This window comes from Streptomyces viridosporus T7A (genome assembly GCF_008704515.1).
GTDB classification, from domain to species: Bacteria; Actinomycetota; Actinomycetes; order Streptomycetales; family Streptomycetaceae; genus Streptomyces; species Streptomyces viridosporus.
This window is the reverse complement of the sequence record NZ_CP023700.1, coordinates 2,632,364-2,653,440: the sequence shown is the minus strand read 5'-3', so window position 1 is coordinate 2,653,440 and position 21,077 is coordinate 2,632,364. Positions and strand designations below refer to the sequence as shown.

General features: G+C 75.3%; 22 protein-coding genes and 1 pseudogene. 12 read left to right on the top strand and 11 right to left on the bottom strand.

The window, feature by feature from the left end:
- Positions 1-22 precede the first annotated feature (22 nt).
- On the top strand, positions 23-1,018 hold the full coding sequence (locus CP969_RS12445) for a small ribosomal subunit Rsm22 family protein (RefSeq protein WP_004988900.1): 996 nt from the start codon (positions 23-25) through the stop codon (positions 1,016-1,018).
- 101 nt (positions 1,019-1,119) lie between these two features.
- Here the strand turns inward: CP969_RS12445 and CP969_RS12440 are convergent, their stop codons facing one another.
- The gene (locus CP969_RS12440; RefSeq protein WP_026085244.1) at positions 1,120-1,338 is read right to left on the bottom strand and encodes a DUF6243 family protein; all 219 of its coding nucleotides are present in this window, start codon (positions 1,336-1,338) and stop codon (positions 1,120-1,122) included.
- A gap of 119 nt (positions 1,339-1,457) precedes the next feature.
- Between CP969_RS12440 and CP969_RS12435 the strand changes: the two genes are divergently transcribed.
- On the top strand, positions 1,458-2,099 hold the full coding sequence (locus CP969_RS12435) for a TetR/AcrR family transcriptional regulator (protein WP_004988903.1): 642 nt from the start codon (positions 1,458-1,460) through the stop codon (positions 2,097-2,099).
- A 49-nt stretch (positions 2,100-2,148) separates the two neighbouring features.
- On the opposite strand, the gene CP969_RS12430 is transcribed toward CP969_RS12435, so the two are convergent.
- The gene (locus tag CP969_RS12430) at positions 2,149-3,027 is read right to left on the bottom strand and encodes a glycerophosphodiester phosphodiesterase (RefSeq protein ID WP_026085245.1); all 879 of its coding nucleotides are present in this window, start codon (positions 3,025-3,027) and stop codon (positions 2,149-2,151) included.
- A gap of 218 nt (positions 3,028-3,245) precedes the next feature.
- On the opposite strand from CP969_RS12430, the gene CP969_RS12425 reads away from it, so the two are divergent.
- Positions 3,246-3,980, top strand: coding sequence for a bifunctional DNA primase/polymerase (locus CP969_RS12425; RefSeq protein WP_004988905.1), 735 nt, complete (start codon positions 3,246-3,248; stop codon positions 3,978-3,980).
- Between the two features lie 74 nt (positions 3,981-4,054).
- On the opposite strand, the gene CP969_RS12420 is transcribed toward CP969_RS12425, so the two are convergent.
- The 4 genes and pseudogenes from CP969_RS12420 to CP969_RS12410 form a co-directional block, all read right to left on the bottom strand.
- Positions 4,055-5,044, bottom strand: coding sequence for an SCO2278 family lipoprotein (locus CP969_RS12420; RefSeq protein WP_004988907.1), 990 nt, complete (start codon positions 5,042-5,044; stop codon positions 4,055-4,057).
- A 195-nt stretch (positions 5,045-5,239) separates the two neighbouring features.
- Positions 5,240-5,910 (bottom strand): annotated as a pseudogene (locus CP969_RS12415) (heme ABC transporter ATP-binding protein); the annotation flags it as partial.
- 17 nt (positions 5,911-5,927) lie between these two features.
- Positions 5,928-6,098, bottom strand: coding sequence for a hypothetical protein (locus CP969_RS33205; protein WP_004988910.1), 171 nt, complete (start codon positions 6,096-6,098; stop codon positions 5,928-5,930).
- Between the two features lie 31 nt (positions 6,099-6,129).
- On the bottom strand, positions 6,130-7,290 hold the full coding sequence (locus CP969_RS12410) for a serine hydrolase domain-containing protein (protein ID WP_016826560.1): 1,161 nt from the start codon (positions 7,288-7,290) through the stop codon (positions 6,130-6,132).
- Between the two features lie 232 nt (positions 7,291-7,522).
- Here CP969_RS12410 and CP969_RS12405 point away from each other — a divergent pair, with 232 nt between their 5' ends.
- From CP969_RS12405 to CP969_RS12395, 3 genes are all read left to right on the top strand, one after another.
- Positions 7,523-8,167, top strand: a complete 645-nt coding sequence (locus tag CP969_RS12405; protein WP_004988912.1) for a PhzF family phenazine biosynthesis protein — start codon at positions 7,523-7,525, stop codon at positions 8,165-8,167.
- A 337-nt stretch (positions 8,168-8,504) separates the two neighbouring features.
- On the top strand, positions 8,505-9,239 hold the full coding sequence (locus CP969_RS12400) for an SDR family NAD(P)-dependent oxidoreductase (protein WP_399474452.1): 735 nt from the start codon (positions 8,505-8,507) through the stop codon (positions 9,237-9,239).
- Between the two features lie 68 nt (positions 9,240-9,307).
- On the top strand, positions 9,308-10,102 hold the full coding sequence (locus tag CP969_RS12395) for a polysaccharide deacetylase family protein (RefSeq protein ID WP_016826562.1): 795 nt from the start codon (positions 9,308-9,310) through the stop codon (positions 10,100-10,102).
- An 83-nt stretch (positions 10,103-10,185) separates the two neighbouring features.
- On the opposite strand, the gene CP969_RS12390 is transcribed toward CP969_RS12395, so the two are convergent.
- Positions 10,186-11,337 carry an MGDG synthase family glycosyltransferase gene (locus CP969_RS12390; protein WP_150475011.1) on the bottom strand — a complete coding sequence of 384 codons (1,152 nt, stop codon included), beginning with the start codon at positions 11,335-11,337 and terminating at the stop codon, positions 10,186-10,188.
- Positions 11,338-11,594: 257 nt separating this feature from the next.
- Between CP969_RS12390 and CP969_RS12385 the strand changes: the two genes are divergently transcribed.
- Complete coding sequence (locus CP969_RS12385; protein WP_016826563.1) at positions 11,595-12,506, top strand: DMT family transporter; 912 nt, start codon at positions 11,595-11,597, stop codon at positions 12,504-12,506.
- Between the two features lie 116 nt (positions 12,507-12,622).
- Here CP969_RS12385 and CP969_RS12380 read toward each other — a convergent pair whose 3' ends face one another.
- Both CP969_RS12380 and map read right to left on the bottom strand, forming a co-directional pair.
- Positions 12,623-13,270 carry a biliverdin-producing heme oxygenase gene (locus CP969_RS12380; RefSeq protein ID WP_004988916.1) on the bottom strand — a complete coding sequence of 216 codons (648 nt, stop codon included), beginning with the start codon at positions 13,268-13,270 and terminating at the stop codon, positions 12,623-12,625.
- A 155-nt stretch (positions 13,271-13,425) separates the two neighbouring features.
- Complete coding sequence (gene map, locus CP969_RS12375) at positions 13,426-14,283, bottom strand: type I methionyl aminopeptidase (RefSeq protein ID WP_004988917.1); 858 nt, start codon at positions 14,281-14,283, stop codon at positions 13,426-13,428.
- A 60-nt stretch (positions 14,284-14,343) separates the two neighbouring features.
- On the opposite strand from map, the gene CP969_RS12370 reads away from it, so the two are divergent.
- On the top strand, positions 14,344-14,574 hold the full coding sequence (locus tag CP969_RS12370) for a hypothetical protein (protein WP_004988918.1): 231 nt from the start codon (positions 14,344-14,346) through the stop codon (positions 14,572-14,574).
- A 65-nt stretch (positions 14,575-14,639) separates the two neighbouring features.
- Here the strand turns inward: CP969_RS12370 and CP969_RS12365 are convergent, their stop codons facing one another.
- On the bottom strand, positions 14,640-15,242 hold the full coding sequence (locus tag CP969_RS12365) for a hypothetical protein (RefSeq protein ID WP_016826564.1): 603 nt from the start codon (positions 15,240-15,242) through the stop codon (positions 14,640-14,642).
- A gap of 141 nt (positions 15,243-15,383) precedes the next feature.
- Here CP969_RS12365 and npdG point away from each other — a divergent pair, with 141 nt between their 5' ends.
- Together npdG and CP969_RS12355 are read left to right on the top strand one after the other, a co-directional pair.
- A complete protein-coding gene (gene npdG, locus CP969_RS12360) occupies positions 15,384-16,109 on the top strand; it encodes an NADPH-dependent F420 reductase (protein WP_016826565.1) in 726 nt (241 codons plus the stop codon).
- Between the two features lie 4 nt (positions 16,110-16,113).
- A complete protein-coding gene (locus tag CP969_RS12355) occupies positions 16,114-16,377 on the top strand; it encodes a hypothetical protein (protein ID WP_004988922.1) in 264 nt (87 codons plus the stop codon).
- Here the strand turns inward: CP969_RS12355 and CP969_RS12350 are convergent.
- Positions 16,367-17,167: a site-2 protease family protein gene (locus tag CP969_RS12350; protein ID WP_004988923.1), complete on the bottom strand. Its 801-nt coding sequence runs from the start codon at positions 17,165-17,167 to the stop codon at positions 16,367-16,369. The genes CP969_RS12355 and CP969_RS12350 overlap by 11 nt on opposite strands.
- 116 nt (positions 17,168-17,283) lie before the next feature.
- Here CP969_RS12350 and CP969_RS12345 point away from each other — a divergent pair, with 116 nt between their 5' ends.
- Positions 17,284-17,523 (top strand): hypothetical protein, encoded by a 240-nt coding sequence (locus tag CP969_RS12345; RefSeq protein WP_016826567.1) that lies wholly within the window; start codon positions 17,284-17,286, stop codon positions 17,521-17,523.
- Positions 17,524-17,663: 140 nt separating this feature from the next.
- Positions 17,664-20,930, top strand: a complete 3,267-nt coding sequence (locus CP969_RS12340) for an AfsR/SARP family transcriptional regulator (protein ID WP_150475010.1) — start codon at positions 17,664-17,666, stop codon at positions 20,928-20,930.
- The last annotated feature ends 147 nt before the right edge of the window (positions 20,931-21,077 follow it).

Below are 21,077 nucleotides of genomic sequence, written 5' to 3'. Positions count from 1 at the left end.
GCGGAGCTGAGAGAATCGTGGGGTGAACGCCCCCGCCGCCTCCCTCACCCCCGCCGAAACCCTGCGCGCCGCCCTCGCCGGGCTGCTCGACGGGCTTCCGCCGCGGCAGGCCGCCCAGGCCGTCGAGCGGCTGATCGCCACCTACCGGGGCGCCACCCCGACCGGGGCCCCCATCCTGCGGGACCGCGCCGACGTGGCCGCGTACGCCGCGTACCGCATGCCCGCGACGTTCGAGGCGGTGCGGTCGGCGCTGGAGGCGTTCGCCCGCGCGGTGCCCGGATGGGCGCCCGGCGACCACGTGGACGTGGGCGGCGGCACCGGTGCGGCGGCCTGGGCGGTGAGCGCGACCTGGGACGGCGGGCGGCCCGTGACGGTCCTGGACTGGGCCGAGCCCGCCCTCGCCCTCGGCCGGGAACTCGCCGCCGCGCACCCCGCGCTGAAGGACGCCCGGTGGCAGCGCGCCCGCATCACGGCGGAACTCACCCTCGCGAGCACGGACCTCGTCACCGTCTCCTACGTCCTCAACGAACTGACCGCCCCCGACCGCGCCGCCCTCGTCGACGCCGCCGCCGGGGCCGCGCGGGCCGTCGTGATCGTCGAGCCCGGCACCCCCGACGGCTACGCCCGCGTCATCGAGGCCCGCGACCGCCTGGTCTCCGCCGGGTTCCGCATCGCCGCCCCCTGCCCGCACAGCGCCGCCTGCCCCATCGCCCCCGGCACCGACTGGTGCCACTTCTCGGCCCGGGTCAGCCGTTCCTCGCTGCACCGCCAGGTCAAGGGCGGCTCCCTCGCCTACGAGGACGAGAAGTTCAGCTACGTCGCCGCCACCCGGCTCCCGGCGACCCCCGCCGCCGCCCGCGTCGTCCGCAAGCCGCAGATCCGCAAGGGGCAGGTCCTGCTCGACCTGTGCGAGACGGACCCGTCCCTGCGCCGGACCACCGTCACCAAACGCCACGGCGACCTGTACCGGGCGGCCCGGGACACCGACTGGGGCGACGCCTGGCCGCCGGCGGGCTAGCCCGCCGGCCGTTCTCCTCACCGACCCGGTGGACCTGCGCGGTCACAGCACCGGCCGAGCGGAGCCCGACTGTCCCGCTCCTCCCGTCTCTGCCACCTCTCCTATTCCTCCGACCCCTCTTTCCCTTCCTCCTCCTGCCGCCGCCGCTGCTGCTCCTGCCGCTTCTCCTGGAGCGCGCGCAGCAGTTCCCGTTTCTGCGCCTGCGGATCGTGTCCGCCGCCGACGCGTCCGCCGCGTCCGCCGCCGCGCAGGGCCTCGCGGCCGAGGTGCCGCCGGCTGCCGCCGACGCCCAGCATGTTTCCGGCTCCGCCTCGGGCCATGGTGATCTCCTTCGGTGCGTGCCACGTAAGACACCCTTGACGAGACGTATCGTCTCGCTTTTGACGCTCCCCACTGTCAGACGAGACGGACCGTCTTGTCAACCTGATAAATTCGACCCATGGCCCCGAACGAATCCGCCCGGTCCACCCGGGACAAGCACACCCCCGACGCCACCCGCCGCAGCGAGCGCTCCCGGCGGGCCATCTACGACGCCGCCCTCGCCCTGGTCGCGGAGGTCGGCTACCCCAGGACGACGATCGAGGGCATCGCCGCCCGCGCCGGTGTCGGCAAGCAGACGATCTACCGGTGGTGGCCGTCGAAGGCCGACGTCGTCCTGGAGGCGTTCCTCGATCTGAGCGAGCAGGCCGCTCAGGCCGCCGGGCAGGAGGCCCACGCCCTGCCGGACACCGGCGACCTCGCCGCCGACCTCAAGCTCGTCCTGCGCGCCACGGTCGACGAGCTGCACGACCCGGCCTTCGAGGCGCCGTCGCGCGCACTGGCCGCCGAGGGCGTCGTCAACGAGGAACTCGGCCGCAGGTTCGTGGCCAAGCTGCTGGAACCGCAGCTCCGGCTGTACGTCGACCGGCTGCGCTCCGCGCAGGCGGCGGGCGACGTCCGTGCCGACGTCGACCCGCGCATCGCCCTGGAGCTCTTCGTCTCCCCGCTCGCCCAGCGCTGGCTCCAGTACACGGGGCCGATCTCCTACGAGTACACCGACACCCTCGTCGACTACGCCCTGGGCGGCATCGCGCCCCGCTGACCGCACCCCTCGGGGAGCCGACCCGCCGGCCCGGTCTCCGTGGGGCGCCTCACCGCCCCAGCGCGCGGCTCACCGTCCCGATCGGGCGCACCGGGTGCCGGGCCAGCCGCCCCGGGGTGTCCGTGATGATCCCGTTGCAGCCGAGGGCCAGCGCCCGGTCCCGCTGGCCGGGGGAGACGACCGTGTGGGCCCACACCCGGGGGATGCCGGAGCGCACCGCGCGCATCAGGTCCACGTCCCGGGCCTTGATGTCGACGTCGAGCACGTCGACGTGGGCACGCCAGCGCTCGGGGCGGTCCGTGCGCAACTGGCGGGCCGAGCGCCACAGCTGCGTCAGCAGGCCCAGGCGGTGGATGCGGCGGGCGACCTCGGGGTCGTTGGTGTTCACGAGGACCGAGCGGGTCAGGCCGCGGGCGCGGATCAGCGCGGCCAGCCGGTCCAGGCCGCGCGGGTCCTTCGCCTCCAGCATCAGCACGATCCGTCCGCCGAGGCGGTCCAGCACCTCGGCGACCGTCGGCGGCCGCTCCGAGCGCCAGCTCCCCGGCAGCGAGGCGCGCGGCCGCAGCCGGACGCCCCGCCACTCCCGGGCGTCCAGGGCGCTCACCTCGCCGCCCAGGTAGGTGGTGCGGTTCAGGGTCGCGTCGTGGAGGACGACCGGTGTGCCGTCGCGCAGCAGCCGGGTGTCGAAGTCCAGCACCTGCGCCGTCCCGCGCCGGTACGCCGCCATCAGCCCCGACATGCTGTTCTCGGGGACCTCGCGGGCCCCGCCGCGGTGCGCGACGTAGGTGACGCGGGGCAGCGCGTCCACCGTCAGCGGGCCGCGGCCCCACTCCAGCGGCTCCGCCGGGCCGCCGCCGTGGCCCGTGAGGACCAGCGAGACCGCGGAGGCCGCGGCCGCCAGACCCGTCGTCGCGATCCTTGTGACCATGGCGACCACGGTAGGTGCGCACGTCCTGGCACGGCGTGCAAGGACACCCGGTCCGTCACGTCGTGCGGCATGTGTCCCCTTCGCCTTGCGTGGTACCCCACGTCCTGTCCGGGCGCCCTCATCCCACCTGCGCCGATTGTGGGCTCCGGCCCCCCGATGCGCACGATCGTGGGACCATAGGGCATGCTGTTCCGCACGACGGCGAGGCGAGGAGATAGATGAGCGCGGCGTTCGGCGGCCGAACCGGCCGACAGGGCAAACTCTCCCAGTGGCTGCAGAAACGCCGCCCGAAGCAGGCCGCCGACGAAGGCGGCCGCGAGGCCCTGCTGCTCGCCGCCGCCGACGCGGGACTGCCGCTGGCACCCGCCGCCCACCCCGCCGGCTACCAGTGCTCCTGCGACCGGGTCGGCTGTCCCACCCCCGCCCGGCACCCGGTGTCGTTCGCCTGGCAGACCCAGTCGACCACCGACCGCGCCCAGATCGAGCGCTGGGCCCGCCACCAGCCGCAGGCGAACTTCATCACCGCGACCGGCATGGTGCACGACGTCCTCGACGTCCCCCTGGACGCCGGCCGCGAGGCGCTCGAGCGCCTGCTCGAGGCCGGGGTCGAGGTCGGCCCCGTCGCCGAGAGCGACGACGGCCGGATGCTGTTCTTCACCCTCACCCGCGGCACCCCCGAGGACGAGGACGAGTGGTGGCCGTGCGAGCTGGACTGCCACCCGGAGACCATGGACGAGCACCCCGGCCTGCGCTGGCACTGCCGCGGCTCCTACGTCCTCGTACCCCCGGCCCGTCTGCCCGGCGACGACGACCGGTCGGTGCACTGGGTCCGCGGCCCGGAGCACCCGCTGCCGGACCCGCTGAGCCTGCTGGAGGTCCTCACCGACTCCTGCGCCCGCCACGTCGGCGAGCAGTCCGACCACGCGGGCACGGCCTGGCCGCTGCACCGCTGATCCCACCGCGCCGCACCCCCGCGCCACCGGTGCCCGGAGCACCGCCGCCGCGCACCCGCCGTCCGCCCGCGCGCCTACTCGCCCTTCGCGGACGTCAGCCCCTGGATCCGCCCCAGGATCTCCACCTCGCCCTCGGCCGGAGCCAGGGCGACCTCGTTGGAGACGAACTCCATCGTCAGGGACTGCCGGATCTCACCGGTGGTCAGCGCCAGCACGCTCTTGTTCGGCGTCGGCACCGACGCCCCGGCCGCGGCGGTCTGCTTCTCGAAGTGGCGCGTGGTGAAGAACACCAGCGCCCCGCCGTCCTCCGTGCGCAGCGCCAGCGGCGCGTAGTCGCCGTTGGTCACCGGCTCGTCGATGTACTGCGTGGCCAGGCCCGGCCGCGTCGACTTCTTCTCGCGCAGCGTCCGCCACGCGCTGGTGTGCGGACCCTCGGCGAACGCGTCCCCGCCGTCCTTCAGGTACGCCGTGTACTCCTCGCTCAACTCGCCCGGCGGCACGGCCAGGTCGCCGGCGTCGGCGGGAACGGCCTCGGCCCAGCCGTCCCGGTCCGTCCTGAACTCCGGTAGGTCGTCCGGGGCCACCAGGGTCAGATAGGCCGCTTCCCAGGTCTCGTCCAGGCCGTCCCGGGTGAACACCAGCAACCAGCGCACGTCGCCGCCCTTGTTGCCGGCCGCGTCGGCGAGGAACCAGCGGGGCCAGCCGGCCTTCTTGGGGATGGTGAACCGCGCGTCCGTCAGCTTCAGCGGCGCGTGCCCCGGGTTGCCCCGCGGGTTGTTGACCCGCCCGGCCTTCAGCCGCGCCGCGTCGATGGCGGCGAGCGCGCCGGTGGTGTGGTCGGCGTCCAGGGAACTGTCGTACGCCTTGTCGGCCGCGTTGTACGCGGCCGTGAACTCCCGGAGCGCCTCGGCGGCTTCGGCGCGCGTGGTGGCCGGGAGCACCTCTCGTTCGCCGTGCACCACCACGCAGCCGCTCGCCGTCAACGACAAAGCGGTCACACAGGCCGCGATCAGGACGCCCCGGTCGAGCCCGCGGAGCCTTCGAAGGCCGAGATCCCTGCTCATTCGGTTCCTTCACCTTCCCCTTCCCGGGGGCGAACCCTACCGGGGAGGGAAACGGCGCGAGCGCCGGGACCGGATACCGCGGCCGCACCGTGACGTGACACGCAGGCGCGCCCGGCCCCGTCCACCGGCCGCTCGCCGGCCGGGTGACGGCCGCGGAACGGCCGGACGCAGGCCACGGAACGGCCGGGCCGCCGGTCAGGCGGAGGTCGGCCCGCCCCGGTCCGGGAGCACCAGCACCGCTCCGGTCCGCGGGTGCGGGAACACCTCGACGGGCTGGTCGTACACCTCCGACAGCAGCCGTTCGGTGAAGACCTCCTCCGGCGGTCCGTCGGCGGCGACCCGGCCGCCGCGCAGGACCGCCACCCGGTGCGCGTGCGCCGCCGCGAGACCGAGGTCGTGCACCACCCGACCACCGCGTCCCCGGCGCGCGCCCTCGCCCGGCACAGCCGCAGCACCAGTTCCTGGTGCCGGAGGTCCAGCGCGGCGGTCGGCTCGTCGAGCATCAGCAGGGGAGCGCGCTGGGCGAGCACCCGGGCGAGCGCGACCCGGGCCCGCTCGCCGCCGCTGAGCGCGGAGAAGGGGCGCGCGGCGAAACCGGTGACCTCGGTGGCGGCCATCGCCTCGGCCACGACCGCGTCGTCGTCCTCGAGGCGGGCGGCGGCCCAGGGCGCCCGGCCCATGCGGACCACCTCCTCGACCGTGAACGGGAAGGAGAGGGAGGCCGACTGGGGCAGCACGGCGCGGCGCAGCGCGAGTTCGGGCGCGGACCAGGACGGCGCCGGGCGCCCGTGGATCCGCACCGTCCCGGCGGTGGGCGGCAGATCGGCGGCGAGGGCGCTCAACAGGGTGGACTTCCCTGCCCCGTCTCGTTCCCGACCGGGGGTCAGGTGCCGCCGCCGGCTTTGGACCTGTACTCCTCGGCCTTGTCGCGGCTGACGTTCCCGTACGAGACCAGGGGGTTGTCGTCGATGTCCAGGAAGGACGCGTCGCCGGGCAGCGGGGCCTCGACCGCCCGCAGCGCACCGGCGGTCGGGTGAGTCGCGGGAACGCGCAAGCGTTGCCGTGCGTCCCGGCGCCTTCGCGGGCTAGCGGTTGAAGGCGGGCAGGGCGAACCGGGCGACGAGCGGGAAGCCGTCCTCCCGGGCGCTCCTGGCGTTCACCGAGTACACCACCGTCCGGGACAGGTCCCGGGTCGCGGCCAGCACCGTGTGGTAGCCGGGCCGGGACCCCGTCTTGCCCCATATCTCCCTCCCGTTGTGGACGTAGCGCTCCCACGCCATGCCGTAGGTCGCGCCGTCGACGTCGGGGACGGTGAGCATCTGGTCCAGGAGCGGCCGCGGCACCACCCGGCCCCGGAACAGGGCCATCAGGAAGCGTTCCAGATCGGCAGTGGTGGAGATCATGTTCCCGGCCGCCCAGCGGTCGGACATGTTCCACTCCGTGACGTCGGTGGTCCGGCCGCCGATGTCCGCGTAGGCCCGGTGGTGCGGGCCGCGGACGCGCGGGTCCGCCCCGGCGGGGAAGCCGGTGTGCCGCATGCCCAGCGGGCGGAAGATCCGTACGTCGGCCTGGTGCTCGTAGCGGTCGCCGGTCACCTTCTCGATCAGCAGGCCGAGCACCGTGTAGTCGATGTTCTGGTACACCTGCCGCTCTCCCGGGTCGGACGCCGGCCCCTTGGCGACGGCCGTGGCCACCACCCGTTCCGGCGTGAGGGTCCTGAACCGGTTGACGTACATCTCCTCGGTGGTCGCACCGAGGCTCGCGCCGGGCTGCAGGCCACTGGTGTAGGTGAGCAGGTGCCGTACGGTCGGTGACTCGGCGAAGGAGGCCGGCAGCAGGCCGGGCAGGTAGCGGGTGACGGGCGCGTCCAGCTCGACACGGCCCTCCGCGACGAGCTGGAGCACGATCGCCGCGGTGACCGTCTTGGTCGTCGACCCGGCCCGGAACCGGGCGTTCTCCAGGGCCGGGGCCCCCGTGCGCAGGTCCCGGACCCCGGCGGTCCCCGTCCAGGTTCCCTTGCCGCCGACCCGGACGAGAGCCGCCGAGACGTCCCCGTCGGGGAGTCCGGCGAGCGCCTTCTCCAGAGCGGCGGTGTCGGGGCCGTCGGCGACCGGGGCGGATCCGGCCCCGGTCGCCGCGGCGACGGGGTGGGCGGCCGCCGCTCCGGCGAGGGGGCCGAGGGCCAGAGAGGCCAGCAGTGCGGAGGCGACGGCGATGCGGATACGCGTACGGGTACGGGCGTTCATGGGCCGGTGCTCCTGTTTCCCGGGGGAGTGCTTCGGACGGGCTCCATCCTGGTGATCGCGCACGCCGCCGGGATCCTGCCCGCAGAGGAGAGCGCCCCTTATGTCCGGGACCCGCCTCTCGGGGGCACCCCCCAGGGGTTACCCCGAGAGGCGGGAATCCGGAGCCCGGGGCGGGCACGGAGGGCCGGCGGCCCGGGACGGGCCGCCGGCCGCGCGGTGCTTGAATGCCTCCGTGACTGACTACGACGTGCTGCGCGTCTTCTGCGGCCCCCGTGGCGGGTACGGCAACGAACTCGGCGTCGTCCGCAACGGCTCCGTGATGCCCGAGCGGGACGAGCGGCAGGAGTTCGCCGCGAAACTCGGCTTCAGCGAGACCGTGTTCGTCGACGACCCCGAGCGCGGGGTGATCGACATCTACACCCCCACCCTGCGCCTGCCCTTCGCCGGCCACCCCTGCGTCGGCACGGCCTGGCTGCTCGACGTGCCCGAACTGGTCGTCCCCGCGGGGGTGATGGGCGCCCGGCAGGACGGGGAGTTCTGCTGGATCGAGGCACGGGCGGAGTGGGCGCCGCCGCGCACCCTGCGCCAGTACGCCACCGCCGCCGAGGTGGACGACCTGCCCGTGCCGCCGAAGGGGGAGTGGATCTACGCGTGGGCCTGGCTGGACGAGCCGGCGGGCCGGATCCGCGCCCGCGCCTTCCCCGGCCGCGACGACGGCATCGAGGAGGACGAGGCGACGGGCGCCGCGGCCCTGCTGCTCACCGACCGCCTGGGGCGCGCCCTGAACATCACCCAGGGCACGGGCTCCCAGATCCTGACGGCCCCCCAGCCGGAGGGGTGGACGGAGATCGGCGGACGGGTGTACCTGGAGCGCTGAGCGCCGTCGGCCCGTGCCGAAGCCGTGCGCGGCGTCCGCCGCCCCCCACCGGCAGCGGGACGCGGTCGACGACGGCCCGGCGGCAGCACCCTCGGACGTCCGAAAACCGCCGGTTTCCGTGGAAGGTTTGAAAAGGGGGGTTCCGGCTACCCCTCGTTCGTCACCGGCATGGTGGAACACACGGGTGCGCGGCGAGGGGGCCGGGCCGCAGAGAGCACGGCCCGCCGTCGGCCGGCAGGAGCCCGAGCCGTGCCGAAGCACACCACGCGAGGAGGCCGGCTTGGGACGCACGGCGGCTCCGCGCCCTCTCCCACCGGGCGCCGCATCAGCGCCGGGGGTGGCTCTCGTGACGGGGGCCTCCTCCGGGATCGGCGCGGCTGTGGCCCGGTCCCTGGCGGAGGAAGGGTGGTCACTGCTGGTCTCCGGACGGGACCGCGCCCGGCTGGACGCGGTGGCCCGCGAGACGTCCGGCGTCGCGCTTGCCTGCGACCTGGCGTCCGCCGACGGCGCCCGGCACCTGGTCGACCGGGCCCTCGGGCGGGCGCGGGGCATCGACCTGCTCGTGGCCGCGGCCGGAGTGGGCTGGGCCGGACCGTTCACCTCCATGTCCCGCGGGGACGTGGACCACGTGCTCACCGTCGACCTGGTCTCGGTCGTGCACCTGGTGCGGCAGGTGCTGCCCTCCATGGTGGCGCGGCGCCGGGGCCGGCTGGTGCTGATCGGCTCCGTCGCGGGCAGCGTCGGTGTGCGGGAGGAGGCGGTGTACTCCGCGGCGAAGGCCGGTCTCGGCGCCTTCGCCGACGCGCTGCGGTACGAACTGGACGGCACGGGGGTGCGGCTGACGCACATCGTGCCCGGCGCGGTGGAGACCCCCTTCTTCGCCCGCCGCGGGGTGCCCTACACGCGCACCCACCCGCGCCCGATCCCGCCCGAACGCGTGGCCGCCGAGGTCGTCGAGGCCCTCCGCCGGGAACGCCAGGAGGTCTTCGTGCCCGCCTGCCTCCGTGTGCCGGTCGGCGTGCGCGCCCTCGCGCCCTCCGTGTACCGGAGCCTGGCGGCCCGCTTCGGCTGAAAGGAGCACCGGGAGCTGCCGTACGCCGCGCCCGAGGCCGGCGTTTCAGCACGTGACGGGAGACGGACATGCGGGGACGGTCGATCGGCACGGCTGTCGCCGCCGTGTCGGCGTTCGTCGCCGCGGCCCATGTCGTCCCGGCCGCGACCTGGCTCGCCGGCCCGCGGCGCACCTGGCTGCCGGCCCTGGCCGGTGCGGGGAGACCCGATCACGTGGCGCTCACGTTCGACGACGGGCCCGATCCCCGTTCCACGCCCGCCTTCCTGGCCGCGCTCGACGAGCTGGGGGTCCGTTCCACGTTCTTCGTCCTGGGGGAGCAGGCGCTGTGCCACCGGGAGCTGAGTCGCGAGATCGTCCGGCGCGGCCACGAGCTGGCCGTCCACGGCTGGACGCACGACCGGCCCTGGCGGCCGGCGCCGGCCAGGGAGGTCCGGCGACTGGCGCGAGCCGCGCACGCGGTGGCGGAGGTGTCCGGCACCGCCCCCGACTGGTACAGGCCCCCGTACGGCATCCTGACCGGCGACCGGCTGCTGGCCGCACGCCGCACCGGGCTGCGCCCCGTCCTGTGGACGGCCTGGGGCCGCGACTGGACCGCGCGGGCCACGGCCGGGTCCGTGGCCGCCACCGTCCTGCCGGACCTGCGCGGCGGCGGCACGGTGGTCCTGCACGACACCGACCGCCACGCGCAGCCGGGCTGCTGGCAGGCCGCCCTGGCGGCGCTCCCCCTCCTGGTGGGCGCCTGCCGCGCGGCGGGCCTGACGGTCGGGCCGCTCCGCGAGCACGGCATCGCGCGCCCGGCGCCCGGTGGCGGCGGGGCGGCCGTCGCGGACCCGTGGCCGGGTGACGGCGGCGTCGTCCGTTGAGCGGTGGCGGTCCGGGGGCGACGCGGCCGGGCGTCCGCTCCGGGCACCACCGGGGGCCTCGGCTCCGGGCGCCACCGGGGCCCTCAGATCCTTCCTCGGGCGGCCAGCGACTCCAGCGGGGCCACGGCGTCGCCCCGGAAGAGGCGGCGGTCGGCGGCGGGCCGGCCCCCGGGTGCCGGGGCGCCCGGAGCGACGCGGTCCAGGAACCGCACCAGCTGCGACGGGTCGGCCGCGTACTCGGTCAGGCCGAGCTCCGCCATCCGGTGCACCCCCTCCACACCGTGGCCGGGGATCGGACGGTAGCCGACGACCGGGACGCCGACGGCGAGCGCTTCGAGCGCCGTCTGCCCCGCGGCGTTGTCGACCACCGCGCAGCAGGCCGCGAGCAGACCCGCCATGTCGTCCACCCAGCCCAGGGCGAGCGTGCCCGGCGCCTTCGACAGCAGCCGGCGCAACCGCTCGTTCCGCCCGCACGGGACGACCGGCAGGTAGCCGGCGCCGGACAGCAGGCGGGCCGTCGCGTCGAGGTGGCTTCCGACCCCCCACGCACCCGTGGACAACAACACGGGCCGGCCCCCGTCGCCGGCCGTGAGCCGCTGCCGCCAGTGCCGCTCGCCCGCCGGGTGCGGACGGAAGCGGTCCGGCAGCAGCGGACCGCACGCGGTGGCCGGCCGGCCCAGGCGGTGCGCCACGTCCCGGGCGATCTCCGGGGTGAGGCACAGGTAGAGGTCGTTGCCCCGGTGCAGCCACTGCCGGTGCACGGCGAAGTCGGTGACGACCACCGCGCTGGGCACCCCGAGCCGCCCGCGGACCCGCATCCGCCCGGTCAGCTGGGCGGCGAGGTGGAAGACGGCGACGACCGCGTCGGCGCGTCCGTCCGCCACCTCCGCGCGCAGCCGGTTCTCGGCGAGCACCGCGAGCGGCGCGGTGCCCGGCCGCCCGCCGCCGTCGGCACGGAAGAAAGCGGCGTAGATGCCCGCGTACACCAGGGGCGCGTGCCGCACCGCCGAACGGTAGAAGCCGCGCAGCCCGGCCCCGACGCCGGCGGGCAGCAGCTCCAGCACGTCCCTGCGCACCGCCTCGTGCCCGGCCGCCCGCAGGCGCCGGGCCAGCTCGTCGGCCGCCGCGTCATGACCCGACCCCATGCTCGCGGAGACCACCAGCAGGCGGCTCACGGCAGGCGTCGCAGCAGCCCGGCGGCAGTGCGCCGCCCGGGTACGGGGACGGAGGGCCAGAGGGGACGGGCCAGAAGGCGGGGGCACCGGCAACGGCACATGTGCGCCATGAGTACCTCGCATCGAACGGTGGGAAACGGGTGTCCGCGGTCCCGGTCACCCCCAGGCATCGGCCGGTCCTCCCCGTCCGCACAGCCGCCAAGCGGATGTTTATCCCCGGGCACGGCGGATACGTCTGTGTTCGCCCCACCGCCCCACCGCGCGACCGCCGCGTCCGCGGGGGCGTCCGCCGGGATCCGTGAACGACAGGCATCCGCATGAACGCACTCACCGTCGTGATGGCCCTGTTGTCCGCGCTGTTCAACGCGGCGGCGTCGGTGCTGCAGCGCCGCGCCGCCGTCGAACCGGCCGAGGTTCCCGGCCGCGGCGCCAGAGCGGTCGCGGCCCGCCTCGCGGGACTCATGAGCCATCCGTACTGGTGGGCCGGAGCGACGGCCATGCTGCTGTCCGCGGTCTTCCAGGTCGTCGCCCTGGGCACCGGGCAGTTGGCGGTGGTGCAGCCCCTGCTGGCGAGCGAACTGCTGTTCACCCTGCTCATCGGCGCGGTGGTGTTCCGCCGCCGGCCCGGCGCCGGGATGTGGGGGTCCTTCGCGATGCTCGCCGGCGGCCTGGCGCTGTTCCTGCTCAGCGCGTCCCCCTCGCAGGGCGGTGACCGGGCCGGCGACTGGCGCTGGCTCGCCGTCGGCGGCGGGCTGGCGTGCTGTGTCGCCGTCCTGCTGTCCGTCGCCCCGCGGCTGCGCGGTCCCCTGCAGGCCGCCACGCTGGGCACCGCGACCGCCGCCTGCTTCGCCCTCACCGCCGCGCTCGTCAAGGAGGTGACCGGGCGTTTTCCGGAGGGGGTCCCCGGGATCCTCACCACCTGGCAGACCTATGCCGGTGCCGCCAGCGGCCTGCTGGCCGTCCTGCTCCTGCAGTGGACGTTGCGGGCCGGCACCCTGTCCGCCTCCCAGCCGGCCCTGACCCTGGGCGACGCCCTGATCAGTGTCGCGCTCGGCGTCCTGCTCTTCGGGGAGAGCATCGCGCTGGGCTGGCGGCTGCTGCCCGAAGCCGCGGGCGTCGCGCTCATGGCCGCGGGCATCGTGGGCCTGACCCGGTCGCCCGCCGTGACCGCCGGTGGAAGCTGGGACGAGGTGGAGACCGAGTCCTCAGGGGCCCGGCCCTCCGCGTGACGCGCCGGAGGCCCTCCGGGCGGCGGCGGTGCCGGTGCCGGCTTCCTCGGCCCGGTGGTGCGTCGTCGGCGGGGGACGCCCCGGTCGCCGAGGAGGCGGGCCGCTTCCGGGAGGGGCTACGCCGACAGCGGGAACTCCTCGCCCAGCCCCCGGAAGACGCTCGTGTTCAGGGCGAACGCCCGCTTGCACTCGGCCACGATCCGCTGCTTCTCCAGGTCGTCCACCGCGACCGCGTCCAGCAACTCCCGGTAGCCGCGCTTGAAGGCGGCCGGGTTGGGGATCTCCTCGAAGACGTAGAAGCGGACCCCGTCGCCCTTCTTGGTGAAGCCCCAGGTCTTCTCCGCCTTGTCGCGGATGATCTGCCCGCCGGACAGGTCGCCCAGGTAGCGGGTGTAGTGGTGGGCTATGTAACCGGCCGGCCAGTCCCGCGCGCACGCGGCGATCCGCTCGGCGTAGGCCCGCGTGGCGGGCAGGGCGGCGAGGGTCGAGCGCCAGTCGGGTCCGCGCAGGTGCGCCAGGTCCCGCTCCAGCGCGGCCAGCCGGAACAGCTCCGGCCGGACGAAGGGCCCGGCCACCGGGTCCGACGCCAGCCGCTGGGTGCCGGACTCCAGTGCCTCGTAGACGAACCACAGCTGCTCGGTGTAGCGCGCGTACGCGTCCACGCCCAGTCGGCCGCCCAGCAGGTCGCTCATGAAGGTCGAGGTCTCCGCTTCCACGTGCTGCTCGTGCGAGGCGGTGCGGATGAGGGTCGAGAAGGAGTCCATGGGGCCAGATCTTCTATGGTTAGGCTTACCTAAGTCAATACCTTGCCGACAGGCTGTCGGGAAAACCCGAGGGACCGCCTACCCCTTCCGGAGCAGAAGAAAGCCCGCCCTGCGGAGGAGATCCGAAGAGGGCGGGCCGAGGGGGCGGGGGAGCGTCAGGGCAGGGTCAGGATGTCCGCGCCCGTGTCCGTCACCACCAGCGTGTGCTCGAACTGGGCCGTGCGCCTGCGGTCCTTGGTCACGACCGTCCACCCGTCGTCCCACATGTCGTACTCGTGGGTCCCGAGCGTCAGCATCGGCTCGATGGTGAACGTCATCCCCGGCTGCATGACCGTCGTCGCGTGCGGGCTGTCGTAGTGCGGGACGATCAGGCCCGAGTGGAACGCGCTGTTGATGCCGTGGCCGGTGAAGTCCCGCACCACGCCGTAGCCGAAGCGCTTCGCGTACGACTCGATGACCCGGCCGATGACGTTGATCTGCCGGCCCGGCCTGACCGCCTTGATCGCCCGGTTCAGCGCCTCGCGGGTGCGCTCCACCAGCAGCCGGCTCTCCTCGTCCACGTCGCCCACCAGGTACGTGGCGTTGTTGTCGCCGTGCACCCCGCCGATGTACGCCGTCACGTCCAGGTTGACGATGTCGCCGTCGCGCAGCACCGTCGAGTCCGGGATGCCGTGGCAGATCACCTCGTTCACGGAGGTGCACAGCGACTTGGGGAAACCGCGGTAGCCGAGCGTCGAGGGGTAGGCGCCGTGGTCGCACATGAACTCGTGCGCCACCCGGTCCAGCTCGTCGGTGGTCACGCCGGGGGCGATGAGCTTCGCGGCCTGGGCCATCGCCTGCGCCGCGATCCGCCCGGCGGTCCGCATCGCCTCGATCGTCTCGGGCGTCTGCACCTCCGGACCGGTGTACGGCGTCGGGGCGGGCTTGCCGACGTACTCGGGACGGCGGATGTTCCCGGGCACGGAACGGGTGGGGGACAGTTCCCCCGGGACGAGCAGCGACTGGCCAGACATGTCGGCGAGTCTAATTCAGCGACGACGGGGGACCATCTTCCGTGGTGAGAGGAGCCGGACATGCCCCTGTTCAAGAAGCGGACGGTCGGAAAGCCGGGCGAGTGGTACTACTGCCTGGAGCACAAGAAGGTCGAGGAGGGCCCGGACTGCCCCAACAAGGACCGCTTCGGCCCGTACGCGAGCCGCCCCGAGGCCGAGCAGGCCATGGAGACGGCCCGCGAGCGCAACCTCCAGTGGGAGAACGACCCCAGGTGGCACGACGCCCCCGCGGGCGAGCGGGACGACGGCTGACCTCGCGCCGGCGCGAACGGGACGGCGACTGATCCCCGCGCCGGCGCGACCGGGACGCCCGAGGGCTACCAGCGCGTCGGCGGGGGTGCCGTCAGCAGGTCGGCCAGCCTGGACAGGCGGTCCCGGAAGCGGCGGGGCCCCCTGCGGGGCGGCAGGGCGTTCTCGCCGACCGCCGCGCTCACCAGGTGCTGCACGGTGTCCAGGTCCAGCTCGCAGCCGTCCGGGACGGAGAGCGTCTCGTGGACCATCGCCGGGAGCTCGCCGTCGCCGGGGCCGAGGGACAGCAGTGTCGCCCCGGCCCGGCGGGCGTCGAAGACCCGTTCGAGCAGTGGGGCGGCCGGTTCCCCGGGCGCCACCACCAGCAGGGTCTCGCCCCGCCGCACCGCCTCCAGCCGCCCCAGGCCCACCGCCAGGTGGGCCGGATCCGAGGGGCGCGCGTCGTGCCGCACCAGCGTCGGGGCCAGCTCCGGCGTGCCCGACCAGGCGGCCTCGTCCACCAGGTGCGCCGCCAGGTGCCACGGCTCGTACTCCCGGGTGCCCACCAGCAGCAGCCCGCCGCCGTGCGACACCACCGACCCGCGCAGCGTCCCCGCGAAGTGCCGGGTGGCACCCAGCCACTCCGTCCCGGCGAGCACTTCCCGCAGCAGTGCGACCCGTACCGCGTCCATGGAGCCGCATCCTGCCCCAATCGTGCCTCCCCCCACCGGCGTTCGCCCCGGATTCGCCCGACCCGGGGACAACGGCGGGCACTGCCGTGACGGGGCTCACGCGGGCCGGAAACGGCGCGGCGGCGGACGTAGAGTCGGCCCATGACCTCTACCGACAGCGCACAGCAGTCCGCCGCGACCCCCGCGAAGGCCCCCGCCAAGGACCCCTGGGACCTGCCCGACGTCTCCGGCCTCGTCGTCGGCGTGCTCGGCGGCACCGGGCCGCAGGGCAAGGGCCTGGCCCTCCGGTTCGCCCGGGCCGGCCAGAAGGTGATCATCGGTTCCCGCGCGGCCGAGCGCGCCCGGGCCGCGGCCGAGGAGATCGGGCACGGTGTCGAGGGCGCCGACAACGCCGAGACCGCCCGCCGCAGCGACGTGGTGATCGTCGCCGTGCCCTGGGACGGCCACGCCAAGACGCTGGAGTCCCTGCGCGGGGAACTGGCCGGCAAGCTCGTCGTCGACTGCGTCAACCCGCTCGGCTTCGACAAGAAGGGCGCCTACGCGCTCAAGCCCGAGGAGGGCAGCGCCGCCGAGCAGGCCGCGGCGCTGCTGCCGGACTCCCGGGTCACCGCCGCCTTCCACCACCTGTCGGCCGTGCTGCTCCAGGACCCGGAGATCGACGAGATCGACACCGACGTGATGGTGCTCGGCGAGGACCGCGCCGACGTGGAGATCGTCCAGGCGCTGGCCGGCCGCATCCCCGGCATGCGCGGCGTCTTCGCCGGGCGGCTGCGCGGCGCCCACCAGGTGGAGGCGCTGGTGGCCAACCTGATCTCGGTCAACCGCCGCTACAAGGCGCACGCCGGGCTCCGGGTCACGGACGTATGAGGCGATGGGGGACACTGGACGGCGTAGCAGTGTCCCCCGACAGGAGCCAGCAGTCATGTCCCCCACGCCTCCTCCCGCCCAGGCCCGGCGACTCGCCCTCTACGCCCTCGTCGTCTGCCTCCTCGCCGTCGCCGCGGCCGTCGTCTCCTTCGTCGAGGGCAGCTGGCTGGGTGTCGTCTGGGTGCTGCTGGCGGGCCTGTCGTCCAACATGACCTGGTACTACCTCAAGCGCGGCCGGGGGGCGCGGGACGGCTCCGTCACCGGCTGACCGAGCAGAGCCCGTTCGTCTCCTGCCAGAAGCGGAACAGGTCGTAACCGCAGTACGTGTCGAACTCGTGGATGCCCAGGGCGTTCAGCAGCGAGTCGACCACGCCGAAGAACGCCCCGTTCACCGCGGGCAGCCACAGCAGCGCGAACACGAACAGCAGCCCGAACGGCGCGAACGGCTCCACCTGCCGCCGGACGCCGTACGACAGCCAGGGCTCGATCACGCCGTAGCCGTCCAGGCCCGGCACCGGCAGGAAGTTCAGGATCGCCGCCGTCACCTGCAGCAGCGCCAGGAAGGCCAGCGCGAACCGGAAGTCGGCCGGTACGCCGTCCAGCGCGCCCAGCCAGAACGGCGCCGTGCACACGACGGCGAACAGGACGTTCGTCAGCGGCCCGGCCGCCGAGATCAGGCTGTGCCGCCACCGCCCCCGGATCCGGCCGCGCTCGATGAAGACGGCCCCGCCGGGCAGACCGATCCCGCCCATGATCACGAACAGCACGGGGAGCACGATGCTCAGCAGGGCGTGCGTGTACTTCATCGGGTTCAGCGTGAGGTAGCCCTTCGCGCCGACCGAGATGTCGCCGCTGTGCAGCGCGGTGCGCGCGTGCGCGTACTCGTGCAGGCACAGGGAGACGATCCAGGCGGCCGTCACGAACAGGAACACGGCCACGCCGGGCTGTGCCGCGAACCCGGTCCAGGTGGCCCATCCGGTGACCGCGGTCACGGCCAGGATGCCCAGGAAGACCGGGCTGATCCGCCGGTCGCGCGGGCGGAGGGTGGCGGTGGTCAACAGGACTCCCTTGGCTGTCGGACACGCGGTGGGCACACGCGGGGGCTGCCCGACCGTACCGGGCGCACCGGGAAAACGTCTCGCGCCGACCGGCGGTTCCTAGGAGGGTGGAGGCCATGGAGCCCCGGCACGTGTTCTACGAGGACCGGCGGACGGAACGCCACGGCGGACCGTCCGCGGGGGACGACGGGGTGGGCCGGCCGCCGCTCCTCGCCGGCGCCGGCGGCGCTCCCGGCGGCCGGGGCGATCGGCTCACCGGGCTCACCCGTCCGGTGGGGCGCGTCCCGGACGGCGCGGGCGCGGTGCCGGCGGACCCGCGGCGGGCCGCCGGCCGGTCACCGGGCGCGGGCCGGTGACCGTCCGGCAGGACCGGACCGGCCCCGGCACCGGGCCGCGGGCGGGCCGGGCGCCCGGCCCGCCGGCCGGCCCGCCCGGCGCGTCCCGGACGGCCGGTGGCCCGCCCCGGCCTCCGGCCGGTCTCGGGCCACCGGTGACAATGGACCCCGTGCGCTACCGCATCCTCGGCACCACGCAGGCACTCGGCCCCGACGGCGGTGCCGTCCCCGTCGGCGGGGCGCGGCTGCGTGCGCTGCTGACCGTGCTCGCCCTGCGGGCCGGCCGTACCGTCCCCGTGCCCCTGCTGGTCGACGAGGTCTGGGGCGGCGAACCGCCGGCCGACGCTACCGGAGCGCTGCAGGCCCTGGTCGGGCGGCTGCGCCGGGTGCTCGGCGCGGACGCCGTGGCCTCCGTCGACGGCGGCTACCGGCTCACCGCCGCGCCCGACGACGTCGACCTGCACCGCTTCGAGCGGCTGGCTGGGGAGGGGCTGCGCGCCCTGGCCGACGGGGACCCGGCCAAGGCGGGCGCGCTGCTGGACGACGCCCTCGCCCTGTGGCACGGGCCCGCCCTCGCCGACCTCCCCGACCGCACCGCCGAGGCGGCCCGCGCCGGGACCCGGCGCCTGGACGCGCTGCGCGCCCGCCACACCGCCGCCCTCGCCCTCGGCCGGGCCGAGCAGTCCCTGCCCGAGCTGACCGCCCTGTGCGACGCCCACCCCCTCGACGAGCCCCTCCAGGCCCTGCGGCTGCGCGCCCTGCGCGACACCGGCCGCACCGCCGAGGCGCTGGCCGCCTACGCGGACGTACGGCGCCTGCTCGCGGACCGCCTCGGCTCCGACCCCGGCGGTGAACTCCGCGCCCTGCACGCCGAACTGCTGAGCGACACGGCCGCCCCCGCCGACCCGCCGCCCCGGGCCCCGCTCCCCGGGAACCTGCGGGCCCGGCTGACCTCCTTCGTCGGCCGGGAGGCCGACATCGAGGCCATCCGCCGGGACCTGGCCGCCGCCCGGCTGGTCACCCTGCTCGGGCCGGGCGGGGCCGGGAAGACCCGGCTGTCGCAGGAGGCCGCCGAGACCGTCCGGCAGGCCACCCCGGACGGCGTGTGGCTGGCCGAACTCGCCCCGGTCGACGACCCCGAGGCCGTTCCCGAGGCCGTCCTCACCGCCGTCGGCGCCCGGGAGACCGTCCTGTACGGGGCCGGAGCCGAGGGCATGCGGGCCGTCGCCGACCGGCACGACGACCCCGTGGACCGGCTCGCCGAGCACTGCGGCCGCCGCCGCATGCTGCTGATCCTGGACAACTGCGAGCACGTCGTCGACGCCGCCGCCCGGCTCGTCGAGACCCTGCTGCAGCGCTGCCCCCACCTCACCGTGCTCGCCACCAGCCGCGAACCCCTCGGCGTTCCGGGGGAGTTGCTGCGTCCGGTGGAGCCGCTGCCCGAGCCGGTCGCGCTGCGGCTGCTCGCCGACCGCGGCGCCGCCGCCCGCCCCGGCTTCCGCACCGAGGACGATCCCGAGGCCTGCGCCGAGATCTGCCGCCGCCTCGACGGACTGCCGCTCGCCCTCGAACTCGCCGCCGCCCGGCTGCGGATGCTCACCCCGCGCCAGATCGCCGACCGGCTCGACGACCGCTTCCGGCTGCTGACCACCGGCAGCCGCACCGTCCGGCCCCGCCAGCAGACGCTGCGGGCCGTCGTCGACTGGTCCTGGGAACTGCTCGACGCGGACGAACGCGAGGTGCTGGGCAGGCTGTCGGTCTTCGCCGGCGGCTGCGACCTCGCCGCCGCCGAGGCCGTGTGCGGGCCGGTCGCGCTCGACGCGCTCGGCTCCCTCGTGGACAAGTCCCTGGTGGTGGCCGCGCCTTCGGGCGACGGCGAGATGCGCTACCGGCTCCTGGAGACCGTCGCCGAGTACGCGGGCGAGCGGCTCGACGAGGCGGGAGGACGCGCCGGGGCCGAGCGGGCGCACCTGACGTACTACCGCGAACTCGCCCGCACCACCGACCCGTTGCTGCGCGGCCCGGACCAGCTCGCCGCCATCGGGCGCCTGGAGCGGGAGTACGAGAACCTGCGCACCGCCCTGCGCCACGCCCTCGTCCTGCGCGACGAGCAGGAGGCGCTCTGCCTCACGCTGTCGCTGGCCTGGTACTGGCAGATGCGCGATCTGCGCATCGAGGCCCGCAACTGGTGCCGCGAGGTCATGGCCCTCGGGCCGGACCCCTTCACCGCACCGGTCCGGCCCGCCGCGCCGGTGCGGCAGCGCTGCACCGACGCCCCGCCCCCGATGGCCGGGGAGGTCCTCGCCGAGGCCCGGCGCGGTGTGCACCTGGTGCACATGGCCTGCATGGACACCGAGCTGGACGACTGGCAGACCCCGCAGGCGCAGCAGAGGCTGCGCGTCATCGCCGCGAGCTACGCGCCCGGTCTGCCGCAGGTCTGCCGCCAGCCCGGCGCGCTCTGGGCGTTCGCCCTGATGCTGACCGGCGACATGGACGGGCTGCGCACCGCCGTCGACGCCGCCGTCCGCACCTGCCGGGACACCCCCGGATTCGAGTGGGAGCTGGCCTCCAACCTCCAGATGCGCGCCAACCTGCTCGCGAACCGCAGCGACTGGGCCGGTGACGCGCGGCGGGACGCGGACGAGTCCCTGGAGATCTACCGGCGCCTCGGCGACGTCTGGGGCACCGCCGAGGCCCTCTCCGCGCGCGGTGAGGCCCGCGAACGCGAAGGTAAGTACGCGGCGGCCGCCGCCGACTACGAGGCGGCGATCGAGCACGCCGAACGCCTCGGCGCCCGCGCCCAGGTGGCCGTGCTCTCCGCCCGGCTGGGCAGCGCGCTGCTGGAGGCGGGGGACGCCGAGCGCGGCGAGCGCCTGCTGCGCGACGTCATCGACCAGGAGCACGGCGGGCACGGCGAGGCCATGCCCGCCGCCCGGCTCTTCCTGGCCGGCTTGCTCGGCACGACCGGGCGGACCGACGAGGCGCGGGAGCAACTGCGCCTGCTGCGCGAGGAGTTCCGCATCGCGCACTATGTGGTCTTCGATGCGTTCATCCTCGGTGCCGAGGGCTGGCTGGAGGTGGTCGACGGCCGCGACGAGCAGGCGCTGGTCCTGATCCGCCAGGCGCTCGAGCGGGCCGGTGACCCGCTGTCCACGGCCATCGCTCCCCACATGCGCGCGGGGTGTCTCACCATGGGCGCCGCCGCCCTCGCCGGACTCGACGGCGGGCACCGCGCCCGTGACGCGGCCCGCTGCCTCGGCGCCGCCGACGCCGGGCTGCCGCCCGGGCACGTCGCCGCGGGCATGGAGCGCGAGGTGCGCGAACAGGCCGAGCGGCGGATCCGGGCGGCACTCGGCGACGCGGCGTACGAGTCCGCGTACGCGGAGGGCACCGCCCTCTCCCAGGAGGAGGCCGCCGCCCTGCTCTGACACGCGCCCGGGCGGAGCGGACGCGCCCAGCCGGGGCCGCGCGCCGGGGCGGACCGGGTGCGTGCGGCCGGGTCCCGCACACCCGGAGGTCCGTGCGCCGCCCGGCCGGTGGGAGCCGCCCGGCCGGCGGCCACGCCCCTCACCGGG

Bases quoted from the DNA above. Each gene is read 5' to 3' on its own strand.
- CP969_RS12440 (WP_026085244.1), bottom strand. From the start codon at position 1,338: ATGGCCCGAGGCGGAGCCGGAAACATGCTGGGCGTCGGCGGCAGCCGG.
- CP969_RS12435 (WP_004988903.1), top strand. From the start codon at position 1,458: ATGGCCCCGAACGAATCCGCCCGGTCCACCCGGGACAAGCACACCCCC.
- CP969_RS12430 (WP_026085245.1), bottom strand. From the start codon at position 3,027: ATGGTCACAAGGATCGCGACGACGGGTCTGGCGGCCGCGGCCTCCGCG.
- CP969_RS12425 (WP_004988905.1), top strand. From the start codon at position 3,246: ATGAGCGCGGCGTTCGGCGGCCGAACCGGCCGACAGGGCAAACTCTCC.
- CP969_RS12420 (WP_004988907.1), bottom strand. From the start codon at position 5,044: ATGAGCAGGGATCTCGGCCTTCGAAGGCTCCGCGGGCTCGACCGGGGC.
- CP969_RS12410 (WP_016826560.1), bottom strand. From the start codon at position 7,290: ATGAACGCCCGTACCCGTACGCGTATCCGCATCGCCGTCGCCTCCGCA.
- CP969_RS12395 (WP_016826562.1), top strand. From the start codon at position 9,308: ATGCGGGGACGGTCGATCGGCACGGCTGTCGCCGCCGTGTCGGCGTTC.
- CP969_RS12385 (WP_016826563.1), top strand. From the start codon at position 11,595: ATGAACGCACTCACCGTCGTGATGGCCCTGTTGTCCGCGCTGTTCAAC.
- CP969_RS12380 (WP_004988916.1), bottom strand. From the start codon at position 13,270: ATGGACTCCTTCTCGACCCTCATCCGCACCGCCTCGCACGAGCAGCAC.
- map (WP_004988917.1), bottom strand. From the start codon at position 14,283: ATGTCTGGCCAGTCGCTGCTCGTCCCGGGGGAACTGTCCCCCACCCGT.
- CP969_RS12370 (WP_004988918.1), top strand. From the start codon at position 14,344: ATGCCCCTGTTCAAGAAGCGGACGGTCGGAAAGCCGGGCGAGTGGTAC.
- CP969_RS12365 (WP_016826564.1), bottom strand. From the start codon at position 15,242: ATGGACGCGGTACGGGTCGCACTGCTGCGGGAAGTGCTCGCCGGGACG.
- npdG (WP_016826565.1), top strand. From the start codon at position 15,384: ATGACCTCTACCGACAGCGCACAGCAGTCCGCCGCGACCCCCGCGAAG.
- CP969_RS12355 (WP_004988922.1), top strand. From the start codon at position 16,114: ATGGGGGACACTGGACGGCGTAGCAGTGTCCCCCGACAGGAGCCAGCA.
- CP969_RS12345 (WP_016826567.1), top strand. From the start codon at position 17,284: ATGGAGCCCCGGCACGTGTTCTACGAGGACCGGCGGACGGAACGCCAC.
- CP969_RS12340 (WP_150475010.1), top strand. From the start codon at position 17,664: ATGGACCCCGTGCGCTACCGCATCCTCGGCACCACGCAGGCACTCGGC.